General features: G+C 67.7%; 15 protein-coding genes and 1 pseudogene. 9 read left to right on the top strand and 7 right to left on the bottom strand.

Going from position 1 to position 22650, the window contains the following annotated elements; genetic code table 11:
- Positions 1–4: 4 nt before the first annotated feature.
- On the bottom strand, positions 5–2194 hold the full coding sequence (gene treS, locus ACFU5V_RS01010) for a maltose alpha-D-glucosyltransferase (protein ID WP_378696113.1): 2190 nt from the start codon (positions 2192–2194) through the stop codon (positions 5–7).
- A 159-nt stretch (positions 2195–2353) separates the two neighbouring features.
- Positions 2354–3415 (bottom strand): LacI family DNA-binding transcriptional regulator, encoded by a 1062-nt coding sequence (locus ACFU5V_RS01005; RefSeq protein WP_378696111.1) that lies wholly within the window; start codon positions 3413–3415, stop codon positions 2354–2356.
- A gap of 210 nt (positions 3416–3625) precedes the next feature.
- Here ACFU5V_RS01005 and ACFU5V_RS01000 point away from each other — a divergent pair, with 210 nt between their 5' ends.
- The 3 genes from ACFU5V_RS01000 to ACFU5V_RS00990 are packed head-to-tail and all read left to right on the top strand — an operon-like array spanning position 3626 to position 7682.
- A complete protein-coding gene (locus ACFU5V_RS01000; protein WP_378432222.1) occupies positions 3626–4291 on the top strand; it encodes a ThuA domain-containing protein in 666 nt (221 codons plus the stop codon).
- Positions 4292–4311: 20 nt separating this feature from the next.
- Positions 4312–6099, top strand: a complete 1788-nt coding sequence (locus ACFU5V_RS00995; protein ID WP_378432224.1) for a thiamine pyrophosphate-binding protein — start codon at positions 4312–4314, stop codon at positions 6097–6099.
- Positions 6096–7682 (top strand): GMC oxidoreductase, encoded by a 1587-nt coding sequence (locus tag ACFU5V_RS00990; RefSeq protein ID WP_378696109.1) that lies wholly within the window; start codon positions 6096–6098, stop codon positions 7680–7682. The genes ACFU5V_RS00995 and ACFU5V_RS00990 overlap by 4 nt, the downstream gene beginning before the upstream one ends.
- 231 nt (positions 7683–7913) lie before the next feature.
- Here ACFU5V_RS00990 and ACFU5V_RS00985 read toward each other — a convergent pair whose 3' ends face one another.
- The 4 genes and pseudogenes from ACFU5V_RS00985 to ACFU5V_RS00970 form a co-directional block, all read right to left on the bottom strand.
- Complete coding sequence (locus tag ACFU5V_RS00985) at positions 7914–8429, bottom strand: hypothetical protein (protein ID WP_378432227.1); 516 nt, start codon at positions 8427–8429, stop codon at positions 7914–7916.
- 281 nt (positions 8430–8710) lie between these two features.
- Entirely contained in the window at positions 8711–9979 is a 1269-nt protein-coding gene (locus tag ACFU5V_RS00980; protein ID WP_378696107.1) for an MFS transporter, read from the bottom strand.
- 107 nt (positions 9980–10086) lie between these two features.
- A pseudogene (locus ACFU5V_RS00975) lies at positions 10087–11403 on the bottom strand (MFS transporter); the annotation flags it as partial.
- Positions 11404–11672: 269 nt separating this feature from the next.
- Positions 11673–13214, bottom strand: coding sequence for a PucR family transcriptional regulator (locus ACFU5V_RS00970; protein WP_378696105.1), 1542 nt, complete (start codon positions 13212–13214; stop codon positions 11673–11675).
- Between the two features lie 130 nt (positions 13215–13344).
- Here ACFU5V_RS00970 and hisD point away from each other — a divergent pair, with 130 nt between their 5' ends.
- The 6 genes from hisD to ACFU5V_RS00940 all read left to right on the top strand — a co-directional run bounded on the left by hisD (position 13345) and on the right by ACFU5V_RS00940 (position 21743).
- Entirely contained in the window at positions 13345–14670 is a 1326-nt protein-coding gene (hisD, locus tag ACFU5V_RS00965; RefSeq protein ID WP_378696103.1) for a histidinol dehydrogenase, read from the top strand.
- Positions 14667–16061 carry an aspartate ammonia-lyase gene (locus tag ACFU5V_RS00960; protein ID WP_378696101.1) on the top strand — a complete coding sequence of 465 codons (1395 nt, stop codon included), beginning with the start codon at positions 14667–14669 and terminating at the stop codon, positions 16059–16061. The genes hisD and ACFU5V_RS00960 overlap by 4 nt, the downstream gene beginning before the upstream one ends.
- A 134-nt stretch (positions 16062–16195) precedes the next feature.
- Positions 16196–17782: a GMC family oxidoreductase gene (locus tag ACFU5V_RS00955; RefSeq protein ID WP_378696099.1), complete on the top strand. Its 1587-nt coding sequence runs from the start codon at positions 16196–16198 to the stop codon at positions 17780–17782.
- A 29-nt stretch (positions 17783–17811) separates the two neighbouring features.
- Positions 17812–19611 (top strand): thiamine pyrophosphate-binding protein, encoded by a 1800-nt coding sequence (locus tag ACFU5V_RS00950; RefSeq protein WP_378696097.1) that lies wholly within the window; start codon positions 17812–17814, stop codon positions 19609–19611.
- A 12-nt stretch (positions 19612–19623) separates the two neighbouring features.
- Positions 19624–20463, top strand: coding sequence for a sugar phosphate isomerase/epimerase family protein (locus ACFU5V_RS00945; protein WP_378696095.1), 840 nt, complete (start codon positions 19624–19626; stop codon positions 20461–20463).
- A gap of 215 nt (positions 20464–20678) precedes the next feature.
- Positions 20679–21743, top strand: coding sequence for a LacI family DNA-binding transcriptional regulator (locus tag ACFU5V_RS00940; protein WP_378696093.1), 1065 nt, complete (start codon positions 20679–20681; stop codon positions 21741–21743).
- Position 21744: 1 nt separating this feature from the next.
- On the opposite strand, the gene ACFU5V_RS00935 is transcribed toward ACFU5V_RS00940, so the two are convergent.
- Positions 21745–22638 (bottom strand): LysR family transcriptional regulator, encoded by an 894-nt coding sequence (locus ACFU5V_RS00935; protein ID WP_378696091.1) that lies wholly within the window; start codon positions 22636–22638, stop codon positions 21745–21747.
- Positions 22639–22650 lie beyond the last annotated feature (12 nt).

The raw sequence follows: 22650 nt of genomic DNA, 5'->3' as shown, positions 1-22650 counted from the left end.
CGTGTCACGCCGATTCCGGCCGCACCACGACGGGGACGCCCTCGTACGGCGCGAGGGTGATCGGAAAACTGTGCAGCTCGTCCACGGCGCCGATCTGTTCGTCGGTGAACAGATCGACCGCAGGCGAGCCCGCCGGCAGGAACTGCGACTGGACGGTCGCGGCGATCTCCTCGGACGTGAAGTTGAGGACCGTGACCTCCAAACTGGCGTCTGCCAGTTCGTGGACCATCACGAGCAGCCCCTTGTGCGACACGGTCGGCACGTCGAGCTGGACGGCGGTGGCGATGCCGAATCGGTTCCGGACGTCGATGATGCGGGCCAGCCGGCGCGCGAAGGACGTCGGATCCTGCAGTTGCACAGGCAGACTCCCGTACAGACTGTGTCCGCGGGGAATGCCCGACTCCGACCGCTCGGCGTCCGGGTTGACGCCCATCAGGTCGTGCGCACCCCGGTTGATCCAGCGGGTGTCCCCCTCGGCGAGGAGATCGGCGACATCCTCCGAGGGCACGGGAAGCAACCCGCACAGGTCCCAGCCCGACAGGGCGAACACTCCCGGCTGGAGTGCGTTGAACATCGCCAGCAGCAGGTGGGCCTGCTTGACGGTGTCGATGTCGGCGGCGTCCATCCGGTCGAGGTCGCGGATGCCCAGCGCGGCGGTGATGACACTGGCTGTCGTGCAGGCGATCCCGTTCGTGGTGAACGTGCGGTTGTACGGCGCCCACCGCCCGGTGAGCCGCTCGCACAGGTCCTTGCGGATGCGGTCACCGAGGTCCGACCCGGTGACGGACTCGCCGCCGTAGTCGAACTCGTCGTCCTTGTGCAACGTCGCGAAATGGACCAGCTCGAACGTCAGCTCGTCGTGGTTCTGCAGAGCATGGACGAGCGAAGCCGCGTCGACGCCGTGATCGCGGGCGAGGTTCATCGTCAACCGGAGAAACTCGGTGTTCCCCATGACCAGCGCATGGTGGTAGGCGGGGCGATTGATGAAGTCGTACGACAGGTCGGCGCCGGTCGTGCCCATCGCCTTGATGTCGTCGATGGTGAGGTTCAACTCCTGGAACGTGAATCCGCCCATCTTCCGCACGATGCTGGCGATGAGGTGATTCGCCGCCTCCGACAGCGGGTGCCCCTCCGACCAGCCGGGAAGGCCCTCGGTGCGGCGTTCCACCCCGAGGAAACCGTTGGCGTCCAGGCGGAGCGCCCCTGCGCCGAGGTCCGCGATGGAATGGCATGCGTCGCCGATGACGAGGCGCATGCCCGCGAACGACGGATCGAGCCAGTTGATCGACGGCTGCCCCGCCTTGAAATAGTGCAGATACACCCACCTGCGCTCGACGCCGTCCACCCCCATCACCGCAGGTGTGACACTCCAGTTGGTCTCCTTCACCCCGAGTTCGTAGAAGATGACCCGCTGGAGTTGCCCGATGATGTACCCGGCGCGGGCGAGTTGCGCCTCGGTGTCGGCGTCGATGTTCACCGCGTCCCGGCCTTCCGGCACGCGGGGAAGCAGATGCCAGTCCTGCTGTTCGATCTCCACCATGTGATAGATGCCCGGATAGTCGGCGTGCGCCATCTCGGCGAGCCGGAAGTCGGCGCCCTTACCTGTGTGACCGGGGACGATGTCGTCGATGACGATGCCGTCGTACGCTGCGGCGACGACGCAGAGCTTGCGGAACTCCTCCTCCGTCCCGAACGCCGAGTCGATCTGCATGCTGATGCGGTCGAAGTGGCCGTCCACCGAGGGCGTGGCCCGCCAGCCGTCGATCCCACCGGCCTGCTTCACCGGCCCCGTGTGCACCGCCGTCACCCCGATCTCGGAGAACGCCTGCCACAGCGATTCGTCGCCGAGCGAACTCAGGAAACTCGCGCCCGGCGCCGTGATGATCGAGATCGGGTACGCCGTGAACCACACCGAACCCCGCTCCACCGCGGCCCGCGGATTGGGGTCGGCATACGGGTTCTGCCACATGCTGCCTTTGCCGGACAACTGCTCCGCGATCAACTTCGCGTCGTGCAGGATCGACTGGTTGATCAGCCACTCCACATACTTCGGGTTGTCCGGCACCGGTTCACCCGACTGCGCATCCACCCTGGCCGCGCGGCGCACCGACGGTCTCAACGGCCGCGGGCGCGCCGGGTAGAACTGCTCGTCGTAGCTGATCTCGCTGGGCTCGTGATGGATCTCGGGGTTCATGGTCCTCCGTCGTCATCTCGTCGACTCCGCCGCACCGGTCGGCTACCCGTCCACCGTCCCACGGAAACGACCGCCCGGCACGTTGTTGATTGTTTCCACGCGTGACCCCCACGTGAGTGAGAAAGTGTGCTCGGGCACTCTTTCCCACTCACGTGGTGGTCACGATTCCCGCAACCGGGCGGTGCTGGCGCGCACGACCAGTGACGTCTTCATCAACGATCGCGTGCGGGTGCCGCCACCCAGTCGATCGAGCAGGATCGTCGCGGCCGCGCGCCCCTTCTCGACGATCGGCTGATGAATCGTGCTGAGACCGAGAAGTTCTGCGACGGGCGCGTCGTCGAAACCGATGACGGACATGTCGTCCGGGACCGACAGCCCGCGCTCGCGCAGCACCTGCCACGCCGCCACCGCGTGCACGTCGGACGTCGCCACGAGCGCGGTGGGCCGTGCGGCGTCGAGCAGGATCCGGGTGGCCTCGGCACCGGAGTCGCTGTCGATGTTGCCCGCCACCACGATGGACAGGTCCTCCACCGGGAGGTGATGGTCGCGGGCCGCGTCGAAATAGCCGGCGAGGCGTTCGCGTGCGTTGCGCTCGGTCGCCGCACCGACATCGTCCGCCGTGACCATCCTGCAGTCGGAATCCTGGCCGAGTTTGTCGACGATGATCCCGATGCGCCGGTGGCCCAGCTTCAGGATGTGGTCCATCTGGAGATAGGCGCCGTTCCGGTCGTCGATGGCCACGAAAGGCAGTCCCGCGCTCCTGGGCGAATCGACGACGACGGCCGGGATACCCCGCGCGATGATCGCCTCGACCAGCGGATGCCCGTCCGGGACGTTGTGGATGACCACACCGTCCACTAGTCCACGCAGGACCAGCGAGTTCGGGGGTGAATCCGCGGCGCCACCGCGCGAGGCCGGGAACAGGGTGAGGGCGATGTCGGCGGAGTTCCCGATCTCCGCGATGCCCTTCATCAGCAGGGTCACGGACGGATCCTCCAGCGCTTGCACCGGGGAGTCGGGCACGATCACGCCGACTGCGCCGATCCGTCCCGACCGCAGGCTGCTCCCGGCGATGTTCGGCCCGGCGTAGCCGAGGTCCGCGGCCACGGAGTAGATACGTTCCCGTTGTGTCGCAGAGACCTTCGACGATTTGCTGAATGCGTAGGAGACCGTGGCGACCGACACTCCGGCCGCCTTCGCGACGTCTTTCATCGTGACCACGTGGTACTCCCTCGTCGGCGTTCATCGGCCACGACCGGCCGTTGCACACCGAAGCGCACCAGGTGGCGAAGCCCGATCCTAGTCCGCGGTCGGGCGCTCCCCGGCACTCCCCTCGACATCACCCATTGACAGCACTCCAGCCGGTGATACGATTCACCACCATAAGTTAATCGTTTCACCATTTCGGTTTCACCATCCATGGGAGCACTCATGACCAAGGTCCTCTACCTCTACGGCGGCTGGCCCGGCCACCATCCGTACGACATCGCCGCGTGGGCACGCGAATTGTTCTCCGAGCTGAACTACCAGGTCGAGGAGTCGCAGGACATCTTCACCCTCGACCGCGACCTCACCGGATACGACCTGATCGTGCTCGGCTGGAACAACGCGCTCACCACCGAAGACCTGAGCGATTCGCAGGAGAAGAACCTGCTCGACGCCGTCGCCGCCGGAACCGGGGTCGCGGCGTGGCACGGCGCCGCGGCCGCGTTCCGGGCGAGCCTGAAGTACCACTTCCTCCTCGGCGGCGACTTCGTCGAGCACCCTGCGGGAGAAGCTTTCCCGCAGCCGTACAAGGTGAGCATCACCGACCGCGAGCACGAGGTGACCGCCGGGGTCGAGGACTTCGCCGTCGCGTCCGAGCAGTACTACATGCACGTCGACCCGAACAACCGGGTCCTCGCGGAAACTGAGTTCAGCGGCGAGCATCTGCCCTGGTTGGAGGGGCTGCGCAGCCCGGTGGCGTGGGTGCGGCAGTGGGGCGCCGGCCGCGTCTTCTACCACTCGATCGGCCACACCCCGGAAGACCTGTCGGAGCCGAACGTGCGCCGGCTGACCAAGCAGGGACTGCGCTACGCCGCCCGCGTAGCGAACTGACACGGCAAGGAGACACGATCATGGCGAAATTGACCGGCGGGCAGGTGGTCGCCCAGGTCCTGAAGCAGTACGGCGTCGAGTACGTCACCGGCATTCCCGGCCACGGCATCTGGTCGCTCACCGATGCGTTCCTGGAGAAGGGATCCGAGATCCCGTTCATCCAGGTCTACCACGAGCAGAGCGCCACACACCTCGCGGACGGGTACTACCGGGTGTCCGGTAAGCCGATGGCCGCGGTGGCGTCGATCGGGGCGGGCGCCGCGAATACCGTGCTCGGTCTCGCGACCGCGTACAGCGACTCGACGAGTCTGCTGTGTATCACCGGCGGGCCGCCCACCCACATGCGCGGGCGCGGTCTGCTCCAGGAACTCGAGCGGCACACCGACAACGGATTTCCGCAGGTCACCGACGCGGTGTCGAAGCGCAGCTGGGTCGCCACCCGCGTGGAGGAACTGCCGTTCATCATGCACCGCGCGTTCAGCACCATGCTGACCGGCCGCCCCGGACCGGCGCACATCGAGGTGCCGATGGACGTGCAGGCCGAAGCCGCCGACGTGAACCTGCACGACCTCGCGCGACGGCTGCCGGTCGGCCTGCAGCAGCCCGACCCGCTGGCGATCGACAAGGCCGTCGACGTGCTCCGTGACTCGCGCCGGCCGGTGATCGTCGTCGGTGGCGGCGCCATCACGTCCGACTCGGCCGACGAGGTGCTCGCCCTCGCCGAGGCGTGGCAGATCCCCGTGGTCACCACGTGGAACGGCAAGGGCGCATTCCCCGAGGACCACGCACTGTTCGCGGGCAGCGTCGGCCAGACCGGCACGATCGTCGGCAACGCCGTCGCCTCTCGCGCCGACGTGGTGATCTCCATCGGATGCCGGTTCACCGACTGGTCCTCCTCCAGCTACGCGCAGGGAGTGACGTTCTCGATCCCGCCGGCCAAGCTCATCCACATCGACATCGACCCGCACGAGATCGGCAAGAACTACCCGGCCGAGGTCGGCATCGTCGCCGACGCCAAGCCGACCGTCGCCGCGATCGTCTCCTCACTCCCCCGCAGCAGCGCCGACCGCTCCGAATACCTCGCCGAACTCGAACAGCTGAAGGCGGAGTGGGAGGCCAAGCTCGCGGGCCGACGCGACTCCGACCGGTTCCCGTTCACCTCGCAACGCCCCCTCGGCGGTCTGCGGTCGGTGATGGAACGGGACGGCATCATCGTCGCCGGCTCCGGCAACACCCAGGGCGCTGTGAAGCAGACGTTCCCGGTGTATCACCCGCGCACGCATCTCACCTCCGGCGGATTCTCGTCGATGGGCTGGGCCGTGCCCGCCGCGATCGGCGCCAAGCTCGCCGCCCCCGACCGTCAGGTCGCGTGTGTGCTCGGTGACGGCGACTTCCTCATGACGTCGCAGGAGATCGGTGTCTGCGTGCAGCACGACATTCCGGTCGTGTTCGTGGTCCAGGACAACGCCGGCTTCATGTCCATCCGGGGCGGCCAGCGCAAGCAGACCAGCCGGCACATCGGCACCGAATTCAACCGCCCCGACGGCACCCCGTACAGCCCCGATTTCAAGGCGCTCGGCCAGTCGTTCGGCCTCGAATCGTTCCGGGTGGACGACCCAGCCGACCTCGAGAGCACGTACCGGAAGGCCTTCGACTCGAAAGCGCCTGCCCTGATCGAGATCCCGACGGATCGTGACGCCGCCGGACCGTGGGTTCCCGGGTGGTGGGACTTCCCCGTCCCCGCGTACATCGACGACGAACGTCAGGACGAGTACTGGTCGACCCGAGCCAAGGAACAGCACCTGTGAGAACCTCGGGCCACGATCAGATCGACGCGTATTCACCGCTGCGCGAGGGCGCGGTGGTCGAGGTGGGCGACTCCGACACGGTCACGGCCGATGTCGTGGTCGTCGGGTCCGGGATGGGTGGTTCGACCCTGGCGTGGGCGCTCCGGGATCGGGACGTCGACGTCATGGTCGTCGAACGCGGCCGGTTCCTCCCCCGCGAGGTGGAGAATTCGCAGGCCGCGGAGATGTTCCTCGAGGGCCGGTACAAGACCGCCGAACCGTGGTTCGACGGCAGCAACGGTGAGCCGTTCCAGCCCGGGGTGTACTACTGGGTGGGCGGCAACACGAAGTTCTACGGCGGCAGCCTCCCCCGCTTCCGCGTCACGGATTTCGAGGAGACACAGCACTACGACGGCATCTCACCGAGGTGGCCGTTCCGCTACGCCGACCTCGAACCGTTCTACGCCGAGGCGGAGCGCCTCTACCAGGTGCACGGCAGCGACGGCGAGGATCCGACGGAACCGCCGCGGTCGTCTCCGTACCCGTTGCCGCCGCTGCCGCACGAGCCCACGATCGAGCGTTTCGCCTCCTCGCTGCGCAAGCAGGGTCTGCACCCGTTCCACACACCGAACGGCATGAACCTGACCACGCAGGAGCATCGCCGGCAGTCGACGGCGTCGGACGGCACCCCGTCGCAGACCGATCACAAGAGCGAAGCGGAGAACCGCGCACTGCGCCCCGCCCTCGAGTCGGAGCGGGTGCGCCTGCTCACCGAGGCGAAGGTGACTCGTCTGCTCACCGACGCGAAGGGCACGCGAATCGTCGCCGCGGAGGCCGAGTTCCGTGGCCGCACGATCCGGATCACCGCCAACCAGTTCGTCGTTTCGGCGGGCGCGGTCAACACCGCGGCGCTGCTGCTCCGCTCGGCCGACGAGCGGAACCCCGATGGCCTCGGCAACTCGTCGGGACTGCTGGGCCGGAACTACATGGTGCACAACAGCACGTTCTTCATGGGCGTCAACCCCTTCCGGACCAACACAACCGCGTGGCAGAAGACGCTGGGCATCAACGACTGGTACGTCGCCGGCCCGGACAACGAATTCCCGCTCGGCAATCTGCAGATGCTCGGCAAACTGCAGGCCGCGCACGTGAAGGGGGCACGGCCCTGGGCGCCGATGTGGGCGCTGAAGGCGGTGGTGGATCGCAGTCTCGACATCTACCTCACCACCGAGGACCTGCCGGCGCGCAGCAACCGGGTCCGCGTCGACGGCGACCGGATCATCGTCGACTGGACGCCCAACAACACTGCGCCGCACCGTGAACTGGTCCGCCGGGTCTCCGCGGCGGTCCGCAGGGCAGGGTATCCGATCATCCTCACCGAACGGATGGGGATCGCGACGAACTCGCACATGTGCGGAACCGCCGTCGCGGGGACCGATCCGGCGGCGAGTGTCCTCGACCCGAACTGCCGCAGTCACGACGTCGACAACCTGTGGGTCGTGGACGGATCGTTCTTCCCGTCGTCGGCGGCGCTCAACCCCGCACTGACCATCGCAGCCAACGCGCTGCGGGTGGCACCCCACATCGCCGTCGCGGCCGGGTGACACCGGACTGAACCCGTCAGGCTGCATTAGCGACTCAGGCCCGGATCCGGTTGATGAAACCGGCCCGGGCCTGAGTAGTTCTGCTGAAAGCAGCGGGTTCGATTACAGCTCGAGTCATCGGTGGTGCGGGCGTTGTCGGTGTTCGGGTAGCGGGATGGTGCCACGGCTGACAGGTGGGCGGGCGTTGCGTGACGCTCCCACACTCGAGCCCGGTCTTCGAGCGCACATGCTCTACGGGACGGCGAAGGTGCCGAACCCCGGGTGGACCAGTATCTGGTACCCGTCGGCAGGAGGATCTGCTCCGACGTCGGCGACCGCGGCGATCATGCCGCCGCCGGTGACGACCGTCGTGGGGGCGTATCGGCATCGATCCCCCGGTCCGGTGGACCCACTGAGGTCACGCTCCACAAGCCCGAGGACTGTCGTCCCGGCGACGCCTGTGGTCAGGTTCCTCCAATTCACCGACACGGGAACGCAGTATCTCGCGGTCGTCGCGGAACGCTCCGCCGCAAAGGTCACCACCCCGGATGCACCCGTCGTTGCCGACGGCGTGACGGTCGACAGTGGCGGCGGGTAGTCACAGGCCAACACGGTCAGCAACAAGCATCCTGCGACGAACCGCACCGGGACCTGGAACACCGTGGTCGTCGCCGCCGGGACCGGCGGCGTGTCCGCCACCGCCGAGGCGGACGAGCAGAGCGGGATCGTCACGACCGCCAATGACGCCGCGGCCCAGGCTACGAACAAACGACGAATCGCTACACGACGCACGGCGTCAGCCTCCCGTGTCAGGTCTATCCCGACCCTATGCAGTGTCACGCTACTCGCTCGGCGGCAGCGCGGACCTGGCAATGGCGATCGGGACAAACCCAGACACACTCGAGCCCGCGGGAATGGACTCCGATCACCGACCTGCCCGCAGCGCGCGATGACGCGAAAGACAGGGGTTCACGCCCGCCGCACCGGTCAGGTCCGTGCGTCCACGACGGCCGCGCCGATGCGGCCGGTTCCTCCGACGACGAGGATCTTCATTGCCGAAAACCTGGGTGTTGAAGACATTCCTGTGTTTCCAGCGGCGGCGGTGCCTGAAATATTCCGGGATCACGGGCCGCGGTTTCCCGCGCCGCACTCGCCACCAGTCCGGCGAGGACGGCGCCGGCGAGGACGACGTAGAAGGCCTGCAGGAGGCCGAACTGCTCGCCGAGCAGACCGAGGAGCGGCGGCCCGACGAGGAATGCCATGTACCCGAGCGTCGACACCGCGCTGACTCGCCGCGCAGAGTCCTCGTCCGATTCGGCGGCCGCGGACAGTGCAAGCGGAAAGCCCAGGGCGACACCGACACCCCACAACGCGCACCCGGCCGCGGCGAGTATCAGGTTCCCCGACAGGATGACCGTGAGGACCCCCGCCACCGCGAGCACGGCGGACCAGCGGACGGTCACGGCGCGGCCGTACCGGTCGACGACACGCCCGCCGAGTAGGCGGCCCGACGTCATCGCGGCCACGAACACGACGTAGAACGCGGCGCCGGTCGACGAGGCGACTCCGTAGCCGTCGACGATCCCGAGCGGCAGCCAGTCGTTGGCACTGCCCTCCGCGAACGCCATGCCGAGCGCGATCAGTCCGAGCAGGACGATCCGGGTGTCCCGCCAGACCGTCGTGTTCCCGGACGCGCTCGGCCTCGTGCGTGTGCGCGTGACGTCTCGCCCGGACGCCGGCGGAAGCAGCGCCACGACGCTTCCGCTCGCCACCAGGACGACGGCGGCGAGCACCCCGAGATGCACGGGCACCGGGACGTCGAGCAGTTCGGCGATCGCCCCGAGGCCGGCGCCGGCGAGTGTTCCGAGGCTGAATGCACCGTGCAGCGAGGGAAGGAAGCTGCGTCCCATGCGTTTCTCGATCGCGGCGCCTTCGACGTTGAGCGCCACCTCGCACATGCCGAATCCCGCGCCGGTGAACGCGAGTCCGAGACCGACCAGGGCTGCGATCGCGAAACCCGATCCGAGCCCGACGGTCAGGAGGCCGAGGCTCGCGATCGTGGCCGCGGCCGTGATGACGTGGCGGGCTCCTACGCGGGCAACGATCGGACCGGCGAGCAGCAGTCCGGCCATCGAACCGATCGACAGACCGAGAATGATCAGACCCATGTCGCCGGTGTCGACCCCCAGGGACGAGCGAATGGCCGGGGTGCGGGTCACCCAGGACGCGTAGGTGATCCCCGTTCCGACGAAGATGACGAAAGTTGCTGCTTTCCAGCCGCGCTCACCGCGCTTCAACGGCGGACTCTCGGTAGGCACAGCTGTCTCCTGTTCGTCTCGACGGAATGTGGTTAATCGTATCAACAGACAACGGTCCGGCACCTCGGGAGAGGTGCCGGACCGCGGGAGCCGGAGTGGCGGACGACCTACCCGGCCGCCACCTCGTGCCTGCTCGAGTCCGCCGCCGGCTTGTGGTAGCGCGGCACCAGGCGCATCAGCGCGGGACCGCCGACCGCGATCAGCGCGAGGAGGATGGCCGGCAGCAGCGGCATCCATTCGATACCGAGATTGTCGACGACGACGGTGATCGCGGCCGGTCCGACGAGCATGCCGACGTAGCCGATTGCGTTGACCAGTCCGATGTTCCGTCCCGCATTCTCAGGATCGCGTCGCCCGGCCGCCGACAGCATGAGCGGTGCCATGCAGGCCAGGCCGAGACCCAGCAGCACGAAACCGGTGAGTGCGAGCGGCGCCGAGCCGCCCAGCATCGCGAGAAGAGCACCGGCGGCACCGATGACACCGCTCGCGCCGACGATGAGGCGGGCACCGAAGTACTCGGCCAATTTGTCGCCGAACAACCGGCCGACGAACTGCGCACCCGAGTAGAGCGTCACGGCCGTCGCCGCCAGGCCGGCCGTGGTGCCGACCGCACGGCGAACGAATTCCTGGCCCCAGTCCAGGACCGCACCCTCGCTCAGCATCGAGCCGAGCAGGAGCACACCGAATCCGATCATCACGAGCAGCGTCGCCGTGGTGGCCGACCGCTTCCCCGGGTGGGCGGGGTCGGCAGCGCCGGGAATCTCGTCCCGCTCCGGGGGCAGCAACTCGTCGAGGGAGAGGAGCCACTTGCCGAAGACGAAACCGAGCACGGACAACACGACGCCGATCGAGATGTAGGCGACGGCGGGGCTGTCGGTGAAGTGCCGGGCCAGCGCACTGCCGACGAGACCCAGTACGAAGCCACCCGCCGGGTAGGCCGCATGGAACGCCGACATGATGGGTCGCCCGTAGTACCGCTCGACCTGCACACCGTGGGTGTTGAACGCCGTGTCGAAGGCGCCGCGGAGCAGCCCGATGAGCACGCCGATCACCATCGCCCCGATCAGCCCGTCGAGGAACGCGAGGGGGATGTAACAGAGCGGGTAGATCACCATCGTGGGCATGGCCGTGTTTCGCGGACCGTAGCGATCGATGAACGGGCCGATGGCGAAGCACCCGACGGCGGCGCCGATGCCGATCGACAGCGCGAGGAGGCCGAACTGCGAGTCGCCGCCGTCGCCTTCCCATCCGAGGTGACTACGCAACGAGGTGGTGCTCGTCGACCACATCAACATCACGGCGCCCAACTGGAAGAAGCCGAAGAATGTTGCGATTCGCGCCTTTCGCACGCGTGTATGGTCGAGCACGGGAGCGGTGCCTGCTCCATGTGTTGCCATGATTTCGTCCTTGCGGTAGGTCTCGGACCGCCGCGGGCGCCTACGGGGGTAGGCATCCGTTCAGCGAGTAGCGAGTGCGTGAACTTTCGATCAACGCCGACTGGATGGCCGGAATCTTGGTGAAAACACTACGAAGGTGACGCGCCGCACAACAGGTACAGACCGTGTACCTCCTGCGCGCAGACTGCACAAAATGAGAACCCCATACCGACGGTTTCATGGTCGCCCGCTCCGAATCATGGTCGCCCGCTCCGTGTCATGGTCGCCCGCTCCGAATCATGGTCGCCCGCTCCGAATCATGGTCGCCCGCTCCGCCGCGCCGCGACCGACGACCCCTCGAGCAGATCCAGCCCCTTCACCGCGAGCAGCAGGCTCTGCCGGGTGGCGGCGTCGTCCAGGGACTTGCCCAGGATCGCGGCGATGCGGTCGAGCCGGTTGTACAGCGTCCGGCGCTGGATGAAGAGTTTGTCCGCCGCTTCGGTCTTGCGGCCGTCGACGGCGAGGAAGGCCCGCAACGTGGGGAGCAGCGGGGTCGTGGACTGCGCATCCTTCGTGAGCAGGGGGCCGAGTTCGTCCTCGACGAAGCTGGCGAGTTCGGGACCCTGCGCCAACGTCACGAGCAGACGTTCGACGCCGAGGTCGTCGAAATGCAGCATCGGTGAGGCGGGCAGGGAGCGCGACACCGCGGCGGCACTCTTCGCCTGCGTGACCGCGACCTGCAGCATCGACGCGGGCACCGCGCGGCTCATGCCACCCCCGTGCTCCGTCTTCCCGAGCAGGCCCGCGAGTTCGGCGCGTGTTCGCCCGGATTCCGGCGCCACCGCCACGACGTAGTCGCCCATGTCGGCGTGGATCGCCCCGGTGTCGGGCTGGCGGCCGGCGCGCGGAGCCGACGACTCGTCGCGGCCGTCCTTGTTCGCGATGACGACGACGATAGGTCCCGACCCCAGCTGATATCCGAGTCTTCCCGCCTGGTCTACGAATTCGGCTCCGGAGAGGTCGCCGATCAGCAGTCGCGTGATCAGTGCCGTGCTCCGCTGGTCGTCCCTCGCTTCCCGGCTCCGGTCGGTCAGCAGGGAGATCGCGACGGACGCGGCGGCACGCTCCGCTGCGAACACGGCTGTGGAGCGTGCGGTTGCCGGCCGGTCGGTGAAGACGTGGATCCAGCCCCACGGCTGGCCGCGCATCAGAACCGGCCTGCGAACACATCCGTCGTCGTCGCCGTGGAGGCCGCGCGCGTGCTTGTCCCAGTCCTCGATGCCGGCCTCCTCGTCGAACTCGCCGACGTACGCCATCACACGGTGCGCGATGTTCTCGAGTACCACCGTGCCGTCGGTGAGTTCTGCCAGCGTCTGCACGATCGACAGGTAGTCGGCGCCGTCGAGCAACAGGTTCGAGAACGTGGACTCGACTTCCCGCTCGTAGGTGAGTGCCTGCAGGCGCCTGTCGGTGAGGATCTCGTGCACCTGCGCCGAGACCCCGGCGAACGGCACCTCGCGGGCGAGGGCAATGATCGGCAGGTCGCAGGCCTGCCCTTCGGCGACTACGGCATCCGGTACGCGGTCGAACATCCGTCCCGACTCCTCGATGACGAGAGCGGCGGCCCCGGCATGAGCGGCTGCGCGCACGAACACCTGCTGGAGGGCGCCCGTGTTGCCCATTCCGAGCCCGGCGGTCAGGAGTAATTCTCCACCTCGGAGGAAGCGGGCGATATCCGAGATCTCGGAGGAATGCACCCAGCGGACCTCACGGTCGAGGCTGCCCGATCCGGTCAGGACACGGGCTCCCGCGTCCTTGAGGAGATCGATTTCGAGGGCATCGGCGACGGTGAAGACCATGAACAATGGTACACAGAACGTGCATGAACCGACGCAAATAGTTCCCACAATGCAACTGTCGGAAACGGTGTGGCACCGCAATGCTGAATGACAACAGATCCAGCCCCTCGCTCATCCGAAGGAAGCACCCATGTCATTCGTTCTCAAGGCCGCCGTCGGTGAACCAGCGCAGCGGGCGAGCAACCCCGCCGTGGTCGCCACCGTCGCCGCCGTCATCGCCGACGTCCGCGCGAACGGCGACGACGCCGTCCGGAAGTACTCCGAGAAGTTCGACGGCTGGTCCCCCGAGTCGTTCCGGCTGAGCGAGGACCAGGTCGCGGAGATCGTGAAGTCCGTACCGGAGACCGTCCTCGACGACCTGCGGTTCGCGCAGCGACAGATCCGCAACTTCGCTCAGGCGCAGCGGGACTCGATCCAGGACATCGAGGTCGAGACGCTGCCCGGCGTCTTCCTCGGCCACCGCAACGTGCCGATCGACGCGGCTGCCGCCTACGTGCCCGGCGGGCGCTACCCGCTGACCGCGTCCGCGCACATGACCGTGCTCACCGCGAAGGTCGCCGGCGTCGATCGCGTCGCCGCGACGACCCCGCCGAACGCGGGCGAGGCACCGCCGATCAGCGTCGCCGCCATGCACCTGGCCGGCGCCGACGAGATCTTCGTCCTCGGCGGCGTCCAGGCGATCGCCGCGCTGGCACTCGGCACCGAGACCGTCGACCCGGTCTCGATCCTCACCGGTCCCGGCAACGCCTACGTGGCCGAAGCCAAGCGGCAACTGTTCGGTGAGGTCGGAATCGACCTGTTCGCCGGGCCGACCGAGACGCTCATCGTCGCCGACGACCACGCCGACCCGTTCACCATCGCCGTCGACCTGCTGTCGCAGGCCGAGCACGGCCCCGACTCCCCGTGCGTGCTGATCACCACGTCCGAGGCGGTCGGCCGGGCCACCCTCGACCACATCGAGGCCCTGCTCCCGGGCCTGGTGACCAACGCCATCGCCGGTCCCGCGTGGCGCGATCACGGGCAGGTCCACATCGTCGACACCCTCACCGAGGCCTACGCCCTCGCCGACAAGTTCGCGTCCGAGCACGTCCAGATCCTCACCGAGGACCCGCGCCAGGCCCTGACGTCCATGCGCAACTACGGCGCCCTGTTCCTGGGCGAAGGCACGTGTGTTCCCTACGGTGACAAGCTGATCGGCACGAACCACGTCCTCCCGACGCTCGGCGCCGCGAACTACACCGGCGGTCTGTGGGTGGGCAAGTTCCTCAAGACGCTCACCTACCAGGAGGTCCGCAACCTCGACACCAGCGCCCAGCTGGGCGAGATCTGCGGACGGGTCTCGCGACTCGAGAAGTTCGAGGGCCACGCCCGGTCCGGCGACCTCCGGGCCGCAAAGTTCGGCAACGCCCCGCTGGCGTGGGGCGACCTCCCGACCCGGGTGACCTCGGACCGATGACTCGACTCGAGCACGATCTCCTCGGCGACCGGGAAGTTCCCTCCGACGCCTACTACGGCATCCACACCCTGCGGGCGACCGAGAACTTCCCCATCACCGGCATTCCGCTGTCCGCCCATCCCGACCTCGTGTCGGCGCTGGCCGCAGTGAAACAAGCAACAGCACAGGCCAATGCGAACCTCGGCCTGATCCCCTTGCGCGAGGCGGGGGCGATCGCTCAGGCGTGCGAAGAGATACGGGCAGGCGCCCTCCGGGACCAGTTCGTCGTGGACGTCATCCAGGGCGGCGCCGGCACCTCCAGCAACATGAACGCCAACGAGGTGGTGGCCAACCGGGCCCTGGAACTGCTCGGCCACGCCCGCGGCAGCTACGAGCATCTCCATCCGCTCGAGCACGTGAACCTGAGCCAGAGCACCAACGACGTCTACCCCACCGCGATCAAGGCCGGCCTGCAAACCGCCCTGACCAGGCTGCGGGCGTCGATGCAGGACCTGGCGGGCGCGTTCGCGGTGAAGTCGACGGAGTTCGCCGACGTCCTCAAGGTCGGGCGCACGCAACTGCAGGATGCGGTTCCGATGACCCTGGGGCAGGAGATCGCGACGTTCGCGCTGATGATCGACGAGGACTCGCAGCGGCTCGGGGAGGCGGCGACGCTCATCTCCGAGATAAATCTCGGCGGAACGGCGATCGGGACCGGTCTCAACGCGCACCACGAGTACGCGTGGCGGGTCCGCGAGCATCTCGCCGCGATCACCGGCATCGAGGTGACGACGGCGTCCGACCTGATCGAAGCCACCCAGGACGTCGGGGCGTTCGTCCAGTTGTCCGGGGTACTCAAGCGCACCGCGGTGAAGCTGTCGAAGATCTGCAACGACCTTCGGCTGCTGTCGTCGGGGCCGCGCGCCGGTTTCGGTGAGATCACGCTGCCGCCCGTGCAGGCCGGCTCGTCGATCATGCCGGGCAAGGTGAATCCGGTGATCCCAGAAGTGGTCAACCAGATCGCTTTCCGGGTGATCGGGAACGACCTGACCGTCACGATGGCCGCCGAGGGCGGGCAGCTACAGCTCAACGCGTTCGAGCCGATCATCGCGCACAGCCTGTTCGAGACGATCGAACTGCTCACCCGCGGATGCACGGTACTCCGCGAGCGGTGTGTCGTGGGAATCGGCGCGAACATCGAGCACTTGAAGAACACCGTCGACGCGTCCATCGGCGTGGTCACGGCCCTCAACCCGCACATCGGGTACACCGCGGCCACCGCGATTGCCGCCGATGCACTGGCGACCGGTCGCACCGTGGCCGCGCTCGTGCTCGAGCGGGGTCTGCTCAGTCGCGAGCAGCTCGACGACGTGCTGCGTCCGGAGAATCTCACTCGACCACTCGTGCCCTGACGACCGCGAGCAGCTCGTCCCCTACCGGGATGAGCTGCTCGTGCGGGGTTGACATCCACGACGTCGTCGCTAACCTTTAGTTATACGTATAACCAACTCGTCACACCACTCTCTACGACCGAGGAGCAGGACCCATGAGAGACGCATCCGTGGGGGAGCCCACAGGCCCGAGCAAACACAGCTACGACGTCGTCATCGTCGGCAGCGGAATGGGCGGTGGAACGCTCGCCTACGCGCTCGCGGAGTCGGGAGTCGATGTGCTTCTGATCGAGCGCGGCGACTTCCTGCCGCAGGAAAAGCAGAACTGGAGCCCGCAGGAGGTCTTCGAAGATCACCGGTACGCGAACGCCGAGCAGTGGTACGACACCGAGGGCAGGCCGTTCAGCCCCGGCACGTACTACTACGTCGGCGGGAACACCAAACTCTACGGCTCCTCACTGGTGCGGTTCCGCCGGGAAGACTTCCAGTCGACGCAGCACGAGGCCGGCGAATCACCCGAGTGGCCCTTCTCGTACGACGACTTCGCGCCGTATTACGCACGCGCAGAACAGGTGTACCGGGTCCACGGCGACCACACCGACGACCCGACCCTGCCCCGCGACGAACCGTTCCCCTACCCGGCGATCGGACACGAACCGACGGTGCAGGAGGCCGCCGACGCCCTGCGCCGCCTCGGATACACCCCGTCGAACATTCCGCTGGGCATCGACCTCCGCGAGGGCGGCGGCTGCATTCGATGTCGGACCTGCGACGGGTTCCCCTGTCGCGTGCTTGCCAAGTCCGATGCGGACGTGTGCTGCGTGCGTCCCGCCGTGGCCTCCGGCACGGTGGAACTGCTGACCAACGCCTACGCCGAACAGGTCCTGACCGACGACACCGGCACACAGGCCACCGGAGTTCGGCTGCGGCACCGCGGGACCGAACTCGTCGTCGAGGCAACCACCGTCGTGGTCTCCTGCGGCGCCGTCAACTCCGCGGCACTGCTGCTGCGGTCGGCGAACCCCGCGCATCCGGACGGTCTCGCCAACTCCTCCGGCATGGTCGGACGAAACTACATGGTGCACAACAACTCCATCATGGTCGGCATCAACCCGCTGAAGAAGAACACCGCCGAGTTCCAGAAGACGCTGTACCTCAACGACTTCTACACCCGCGGCACCGCCGAGCACCCCTACCCGCTCGGGCACGTGCAGCTGATCGGGAAACTGCAGGGCGAGATGATCAAGGGCCAACGGCCGCTGATCCCCAAGTGGGCGCTGAGCCAGGCGACGGCCCGCAGCATCGACTGGTGGCTGTTCACCGAGGACCTGCCCGATCCGGACAACCGCGTCACCCTCACCGCCGACGGCAACATCCAGATCGCGTGTACCCCCAACAACACGCGCGCCCACGAGGTGCTGGTCCGCGAGATGCGCACGATCCTCCGCAAGATCGGGTACCCGTTCGTCTTCAGCGAGGGCACCGGCATCGAGGTCAACTCCCACCAGGCCGGCACCGTCCGCGCCGGAACCGACCCCACGACCTCCGTGCTCGACGCCGACTGCCGCGCCCACGACGTGCACAACCTGTACGTCGTCGACTCGTCCTTCTTCCCGTCCCTGCCCGTGATGAACCCCGCCCTGTCCATCGCGGCCAACGCCTTCCGCGTCGCCGAGGCGATCACCGCACAGCACCGCACGACCGCAGGCCGGACTTCCCCGGCCGAACCCACGTCCGTCTGACACCGTCACCGACAGCGAGGAACACCGACATGACAACACAGCAACTCACCGGCGGACAGATGGTCGTCGACTTCCTGATCCGCGAGGGAGTCGAGAAGGTCTTCGCGATCCCCGGCCACGGCAACACCGCACTCCTCGACGCGTTCGTCGACCGCGCCGACGAGATCGAACTGGTCCCCGCCATGCACGAGCAGGGCGCCGCCCACATGGCCGACGGCTACTACCGGGCCTCCGGGAAGATCGCCGCGATCTGTACCTCCATCGGACCGGGCGCCACCAACACCCTCACCGGGTTGGCGACCGCGTTCGCCGACTCGATGCCGATGCTTCTGATCACCGGCGCCGTGCACACCTACATGGAGAACCGGGGTGTGCTGCAGGAGATCGACCGCCCGCACGGCAACAACTTTCCCCGCATGGTCGAACCGGTGGTCAAGCGCTGGTGGCAGCCCAGCCGCCTCGAACAGCTTCCGGTGGCGCTCGCCCAGGCGTTCAACACGATGCACGAGGGCAGGCGCGGACCCGTCCTCGTCGACATTCCGCAGGACCTGCAGGCCGAGTACGGCGACTACACCCCCGACACCGGCACCCGCAGGCCCGCCACCCGCGCCACCGGTGACCCGGCCGTGATCGCCGACGCCGCCCGCCTGCTCGCCGGTGCGAAGCGTCCCGTGATCGTGGCCGGCGGCGGCGTCATCCACGCCGAGGCCGCCGCGGAATTGATGGCCGTCGCCGAGCACCTCGGGGCACCGGTCACGCACTCGTTCCAGGGCAAGGGCGCATTCCCCGCCGACCACGACCTCTACGCCTGGCCGTGCGGCGACATGGGTTCGATCCCGGGCAACGGCGTCACCCGCACCGCCGACGTGATCCTCGCCGTCGGCTGCCGGTTCAGCGACCGCATCACCTCCTCGTACCGCCCCGGCGTCACGTTCGACATCCCGAACACCAAACTGGTGCAGATCGACATCGACGGATTCGAGATCGGCCGCAACTACCCGGTCGAGGTGGGTGTCGTCGGCGACGCGAAAACGTCCCTGCAGTCCCTGCAGAACGCCCTCACCGACCTCGGGCCCGGCCGCGACTACCGCAGCACCGACTACTTCGCGGAACTGCAGGACCTCAAGGCGCAGTGGGACGAGCACCTGCGGCCGATGCGGACCACCGACTACCTGCCGATGACCAACTCGCGGGCGATGGTGGAGATCCGCAAGGCCCTGCCGCGCGAGGGCATCCTCGTCACCGACTCGTCCAACCCCGCCAACCAGGCGTTCAACGAGTTCCCGATCTACGGCCCGAAGACCAACATCGTCGCGGGTGGGTTCTCCGGCATCGGATTCGGTGTGCCCGCCGCGATCGGCGCGCAGATCGGCGCCCCGGACACCCCGGTCCTGGCGATGGTCGGCGACGGCAGCTTCCTGCAGACCGGCACCGAGATCGCGACCGCCGCGATGCTCGGAGTGCCGCTGGTGATCGTCGTCCTCAACAACGGCGGCTGGGAGGCGATCAAGGACCTCCAGATCAGCCTGTTCGGTGAGGAGCGCGAAATCATCTCCGGATGGAAGAATCTCGACGGGACACCGTATTTCGCCGACATCACCCGGTTCGCCCAGTCGCTCGGCTGCAGCGCCGAACGCGTCGAGGACCCGGAGAAGCTGGCCGACGCCATCGAGCGCGCGTTCGCGACACCGGGACCGGTGATCATCGAGGCGATGAGCGCCCACGAACTGCCCTGGACCGAGATGCACCCCACCGGCTGGTGGGACATCACCGTCCCCGCCTACCACGGCGAAGTCCGCGACGACTACGTCGCTCAGCGCGGATTCTGATCGGGGACCGGCATGGGAGAAATCAAACTCGGCCTGAACCTGGAGTTCGCGCGGTTCGAGAACGGGTCTTTCGACTGGGCGATGGACCAGGCCGCGGAGATCGGCTACAAGTACGTCGAACCGATGGTCTACTGGGGCCGCGAACTTCTGAGCACCGCCGGGTACTTCCACACCCGGTCCATGCTCGACGACCCGCTGATCATGCGGGACGCCGCCGAATCCCGCGGGCTGAGCATCTCGTCGCTGTCCAGCCACGCCCCGCTCGCCAAACCGGACGTGAGCGTCGACTACCTGAAGCAGTCGATCCGCTACGCCGCCGAGGTCGGGTCTCCGATGATCATGGTCGACGACGGCCCACTGCCGACATGGACCACCGAGGCGGAGAACTACACGCTGATGCGGTACACTCTGCAGGAGGCGGCGAAGGTGGCCGAACCGCGCGGCATCAGGATCGCAATCGAGACGCACGGCGAATACACCGCCACCCCGGAGCGGCTCGAGAAGATCATGAACCTGATCGACAGCCCCGCGCTGACGATCAACCTCGACACCGGAAACAGCTACCTCAGCGAGAACGACCCGCACGAGTGGCTCGAGCAGATCATCGGGGACGTCACCCACCTGCACGCCAAGGACATCGGCGTCGACGACGCGAAACGGCTGCGCGGCAAGGTCCGCGGCATGCTCGGCTGCGCCTGCGGCGACGGCGTCATCGACTGGGAACGGATCGTGACAACCCTCCACGGGGCCGACCACGACGTCGTCCTGTCCGTCGAATGCGGCGGCCTCGACGCCGCGAAGAAGAGCTACACCTATCTCACCGATCTGATCACCCGCATCCAGGCCGGCTGACAACGGCGTCACGGTCCTGCAGGTGATCCCACGACACGCTGGATCCTGAACCGACATTCGAGTCTCCGGCGCGTCGTGTCCACAGCGTGCCGCCCGACACACCCCGTGCGCCGGGCGGCACGCTTCACCTCAACCGGCGGCACGGATGGCGGTGGGCATCCTGTCCGGCCGATAAGCTGGGCCGGGTAACCGCGTGACGGAGAGGATCGGCATTCGTGACCACGATGCACGACGTTGCCCGAGCGGCAGGCGTGTCCCAGGCGGCGGTCTCGTATGCGTACAACCAGCCCCACAAGCTGTCGGCGGCGCGGCGCGCCCACATCTTCCAGGTGGCCGCGGAACTCGGCTACGCCGGCCCCAACCCCGCGGGACGCAATCTGCGCACCGGGCAGGTCGGTGCACTGGGGCTGATGATCACCGACTCGTTGCGCTACGCGTTCGACGATCCGGCCACCTCACAGTTGCTGAAGGGCATCTCGGAGGTCGGTGAACTCGCCGAGGTCGCGCTGACGCTGCTGCCCTGCCCACTCGAGTCGACCCGGGTCGCGGAAGGTTCCGGGGTGCTGGTGCGCGGCGCGGTGGACGGCTTTCTCGCGTACGCGATGCCGGAGGGCCACCCCGGTATGCAGACGGCGATGAGCCGCCGGCTGCCGATCGTCGTGATCGACGGTCCGAATCCCGGCGGGCTGCCCCGGGTCGGAATCCGGGATCGGGAGGCCGCCAAGGAGATCGCGGAGCATGTGCTGTCGCTCGGGCACCGCCGTGTCGGGTTTCTCGTCGACCGCCTCGTGCCCGACGGCAAGGGCGGGCGCGTCGACGCCGCCCGCACCCGGGCAGCCCGCGACCACGTGATGAAGGAACGCCTCGCCGGCTACGCGTCCGCGTGCCGCAAATTCAAGGTCCCGTGGTCCACCGCCGTGGTCGTCGAAGCAGGCGGGTTCGACTACGAGTTGTCCCGCACCGCCGTCGAGACTCTGCTCGACGCCGGACCCGTGACCGCCGTCGTCGCAGCCTCCGACCTGCTGGCCCTCGCCGCGATCGACGTCGCCCAGGAACGCGGCCTCCGGGTGCCGGAGGATCTGTCGGTGGTCGGTTTCGACGACATTCCCGCGGCGCGCGGCGCGGGACTCACGACGGTTCGGCAACCCCTCGTCGGTAAGGGTCGCGAGGCCGCACAACTGCTGCTCGACATCATCGGCGGCGGCGCCGGACGCGAGATCACACTCCCCACCGAACTCGTCGTCCGCGAGAGCGCCGGACCGGTTCCCGCCGATCAGTGAGTTACCCTGCTGCGCCGCGCAGTTCGGGATTGCCGTCGACGATGGAGTAGAGCGCCTCGGTGATCGCCTTGACCCGGGCCAGGCGGGTCAGTTCCCGCGGCACCACCAGCCAGTAGGTGCGGTGGGCGATGAAATCGTCGGTGAGGATCGGCACGAGGTCCTCGTCGAGCGCCCCGATGTAACTCGGCAGTGGCGCGATCCCGACACCGTGCTTCACCGCCTGGTAGTGACCGGCGATGTTGTTGGTCTGGATCTGCGCCTGGAAATCCGGAATCAGCGCGTCGAGGATGCGCAGCGGTTCGACGTCGAGGAACGCGTCCACGTACCAGATCAACGTGTGATGCCGCAGATCCTCGAGCGCCGTGATGGGGTCGTGCTCGCTCAGGTAGTGCCGTGACGCATACAGGCGGAGGTCGTACTCCGCCAGTTTGCGGACCACCACGGACCGCGGCGACGGTCGCTCGAGGGTGACGGCGATGTCGAAGTCGCGCCCGGTCAGCAGGTCGTGGGTGGTCGACGTGACGAGTTCGGTGAACAGATCGGGGTGCTCGGACCGCACCGCCGCGAGACCCGGCACCAGCACGAACGACCCGAAACCGTCGGGCGTGATGATGCGGACGGTGCCGGTCAGCCCGCCCCGCGACGACGTTTCGTCGAGGGCGGCGAGCACTGCGGTCTCCACCGCCTCGGCGTGGGGAACCAGCCGCCTACCCGCTTCGGTGAGCTGCCATCCCGACACCCCGCGGTCGAAAAGCCTGGTGCCCGTATCCTTCTCGAGTCGGGTAATTCTCCGCGAGACGGTCGTGTGATCGACGCCGAGTCGCTTCGCCGCGTCGGCGAGGCGGCCGGTTCTCGACAACTCCAGAAGGTATCGCATGTTGTCTGCGGTAAACATCGCCCTCACCCT

The sequence above is a fragment of the Rhodococcus sp. NPDC057529 genome, from assembly GCF_042802055.1.
Taxonomy (GTDB): Bacteria; Actinomycetota; Actinomycetes; order Mycobacteriales; family Mycobacteriaceae; genus Rhodococcus_F.
The sequence above is the reverse complement of the archived record's forward strand: the minus strand, read 5'-3'. Positions and strand labels throughout refer to the sequence as shown.

Excerpts from the sequence above, each read along its gene's own strand:
- treS (WP_378696113.1), bottom strand. The coding sequence starts at position 2,194 with ATGAACCCCGAGATCCATCACGAGCCCAGCGAGATCAGCTACGACGAG.
- ACFU5V_RS01000 (WP_378432222.1), top strand. The coding sequence starts at position 3,626 with ATGACCAAGGTCCTCTACCTCTACGGCGGCTGGCCCGGCCACCATCCG.
- ACFU5V_RS00995 (WP_378432224.1), top strand. The coding sequence starts at position 4,312 with ATGGCGAAATTGACCGGCGGGCAGGTGGTCGCCCAGGTCCTGAAGCAG.
- ACFU5V_RS00970 (WP_378696105.1), bottom strand. The coding sequence starts at position 13,214 with ATGGTCTTCACCGTCGCCGATGCCCTCGAAATCGATCTCCTCAAGGAC.
- hisD (WP_378696103.1), top strand. The coding sequence starts at position 13,345 with ATGTCATTCGTTCTCAAGGCCGCCGTCGGTGAACCAGCGCAGCGGGCG.
- ACFU5V_RS00960 (WP_378696101.1), top strand. The coding sequence starts at position 14,667 with ATGACTCGACTCGAGCACGATCTCCTCGGCGACCGGGAAGTTCCCTCC.
- ACFU5V_RS00955 (WP_378696099.1), top strand. The coding sequence starts at position 16,196 with ATGAGAGACGCATCCGTGGGGGAGCCCACAGGCCCGAGCAAACACAGC.
- ACFU5V_RS00950 (WP_378696097.1), top strand. The coding sequence starts at position 17,812 with ATGACAACACAGCAACTCACCGGCGGACAGATGGTCGTCGACTTCCTG.
- ACFU5V_RS00945 (WP_378696095.1), top strand. The coding sequence starts at position 19,624 with ATGGGAGAAATCAAACTCGGCCTGAACCTGGAGTTCGCGCGGTTCGAG.
- ACFU5V_RS00935 (WP_378696091.1), bottom strand. The coding sequence starts at position 22,638 with ATGTTTACCGCAGACAACATGCGATACCTTCTGGAGTTGTCGAGAACC.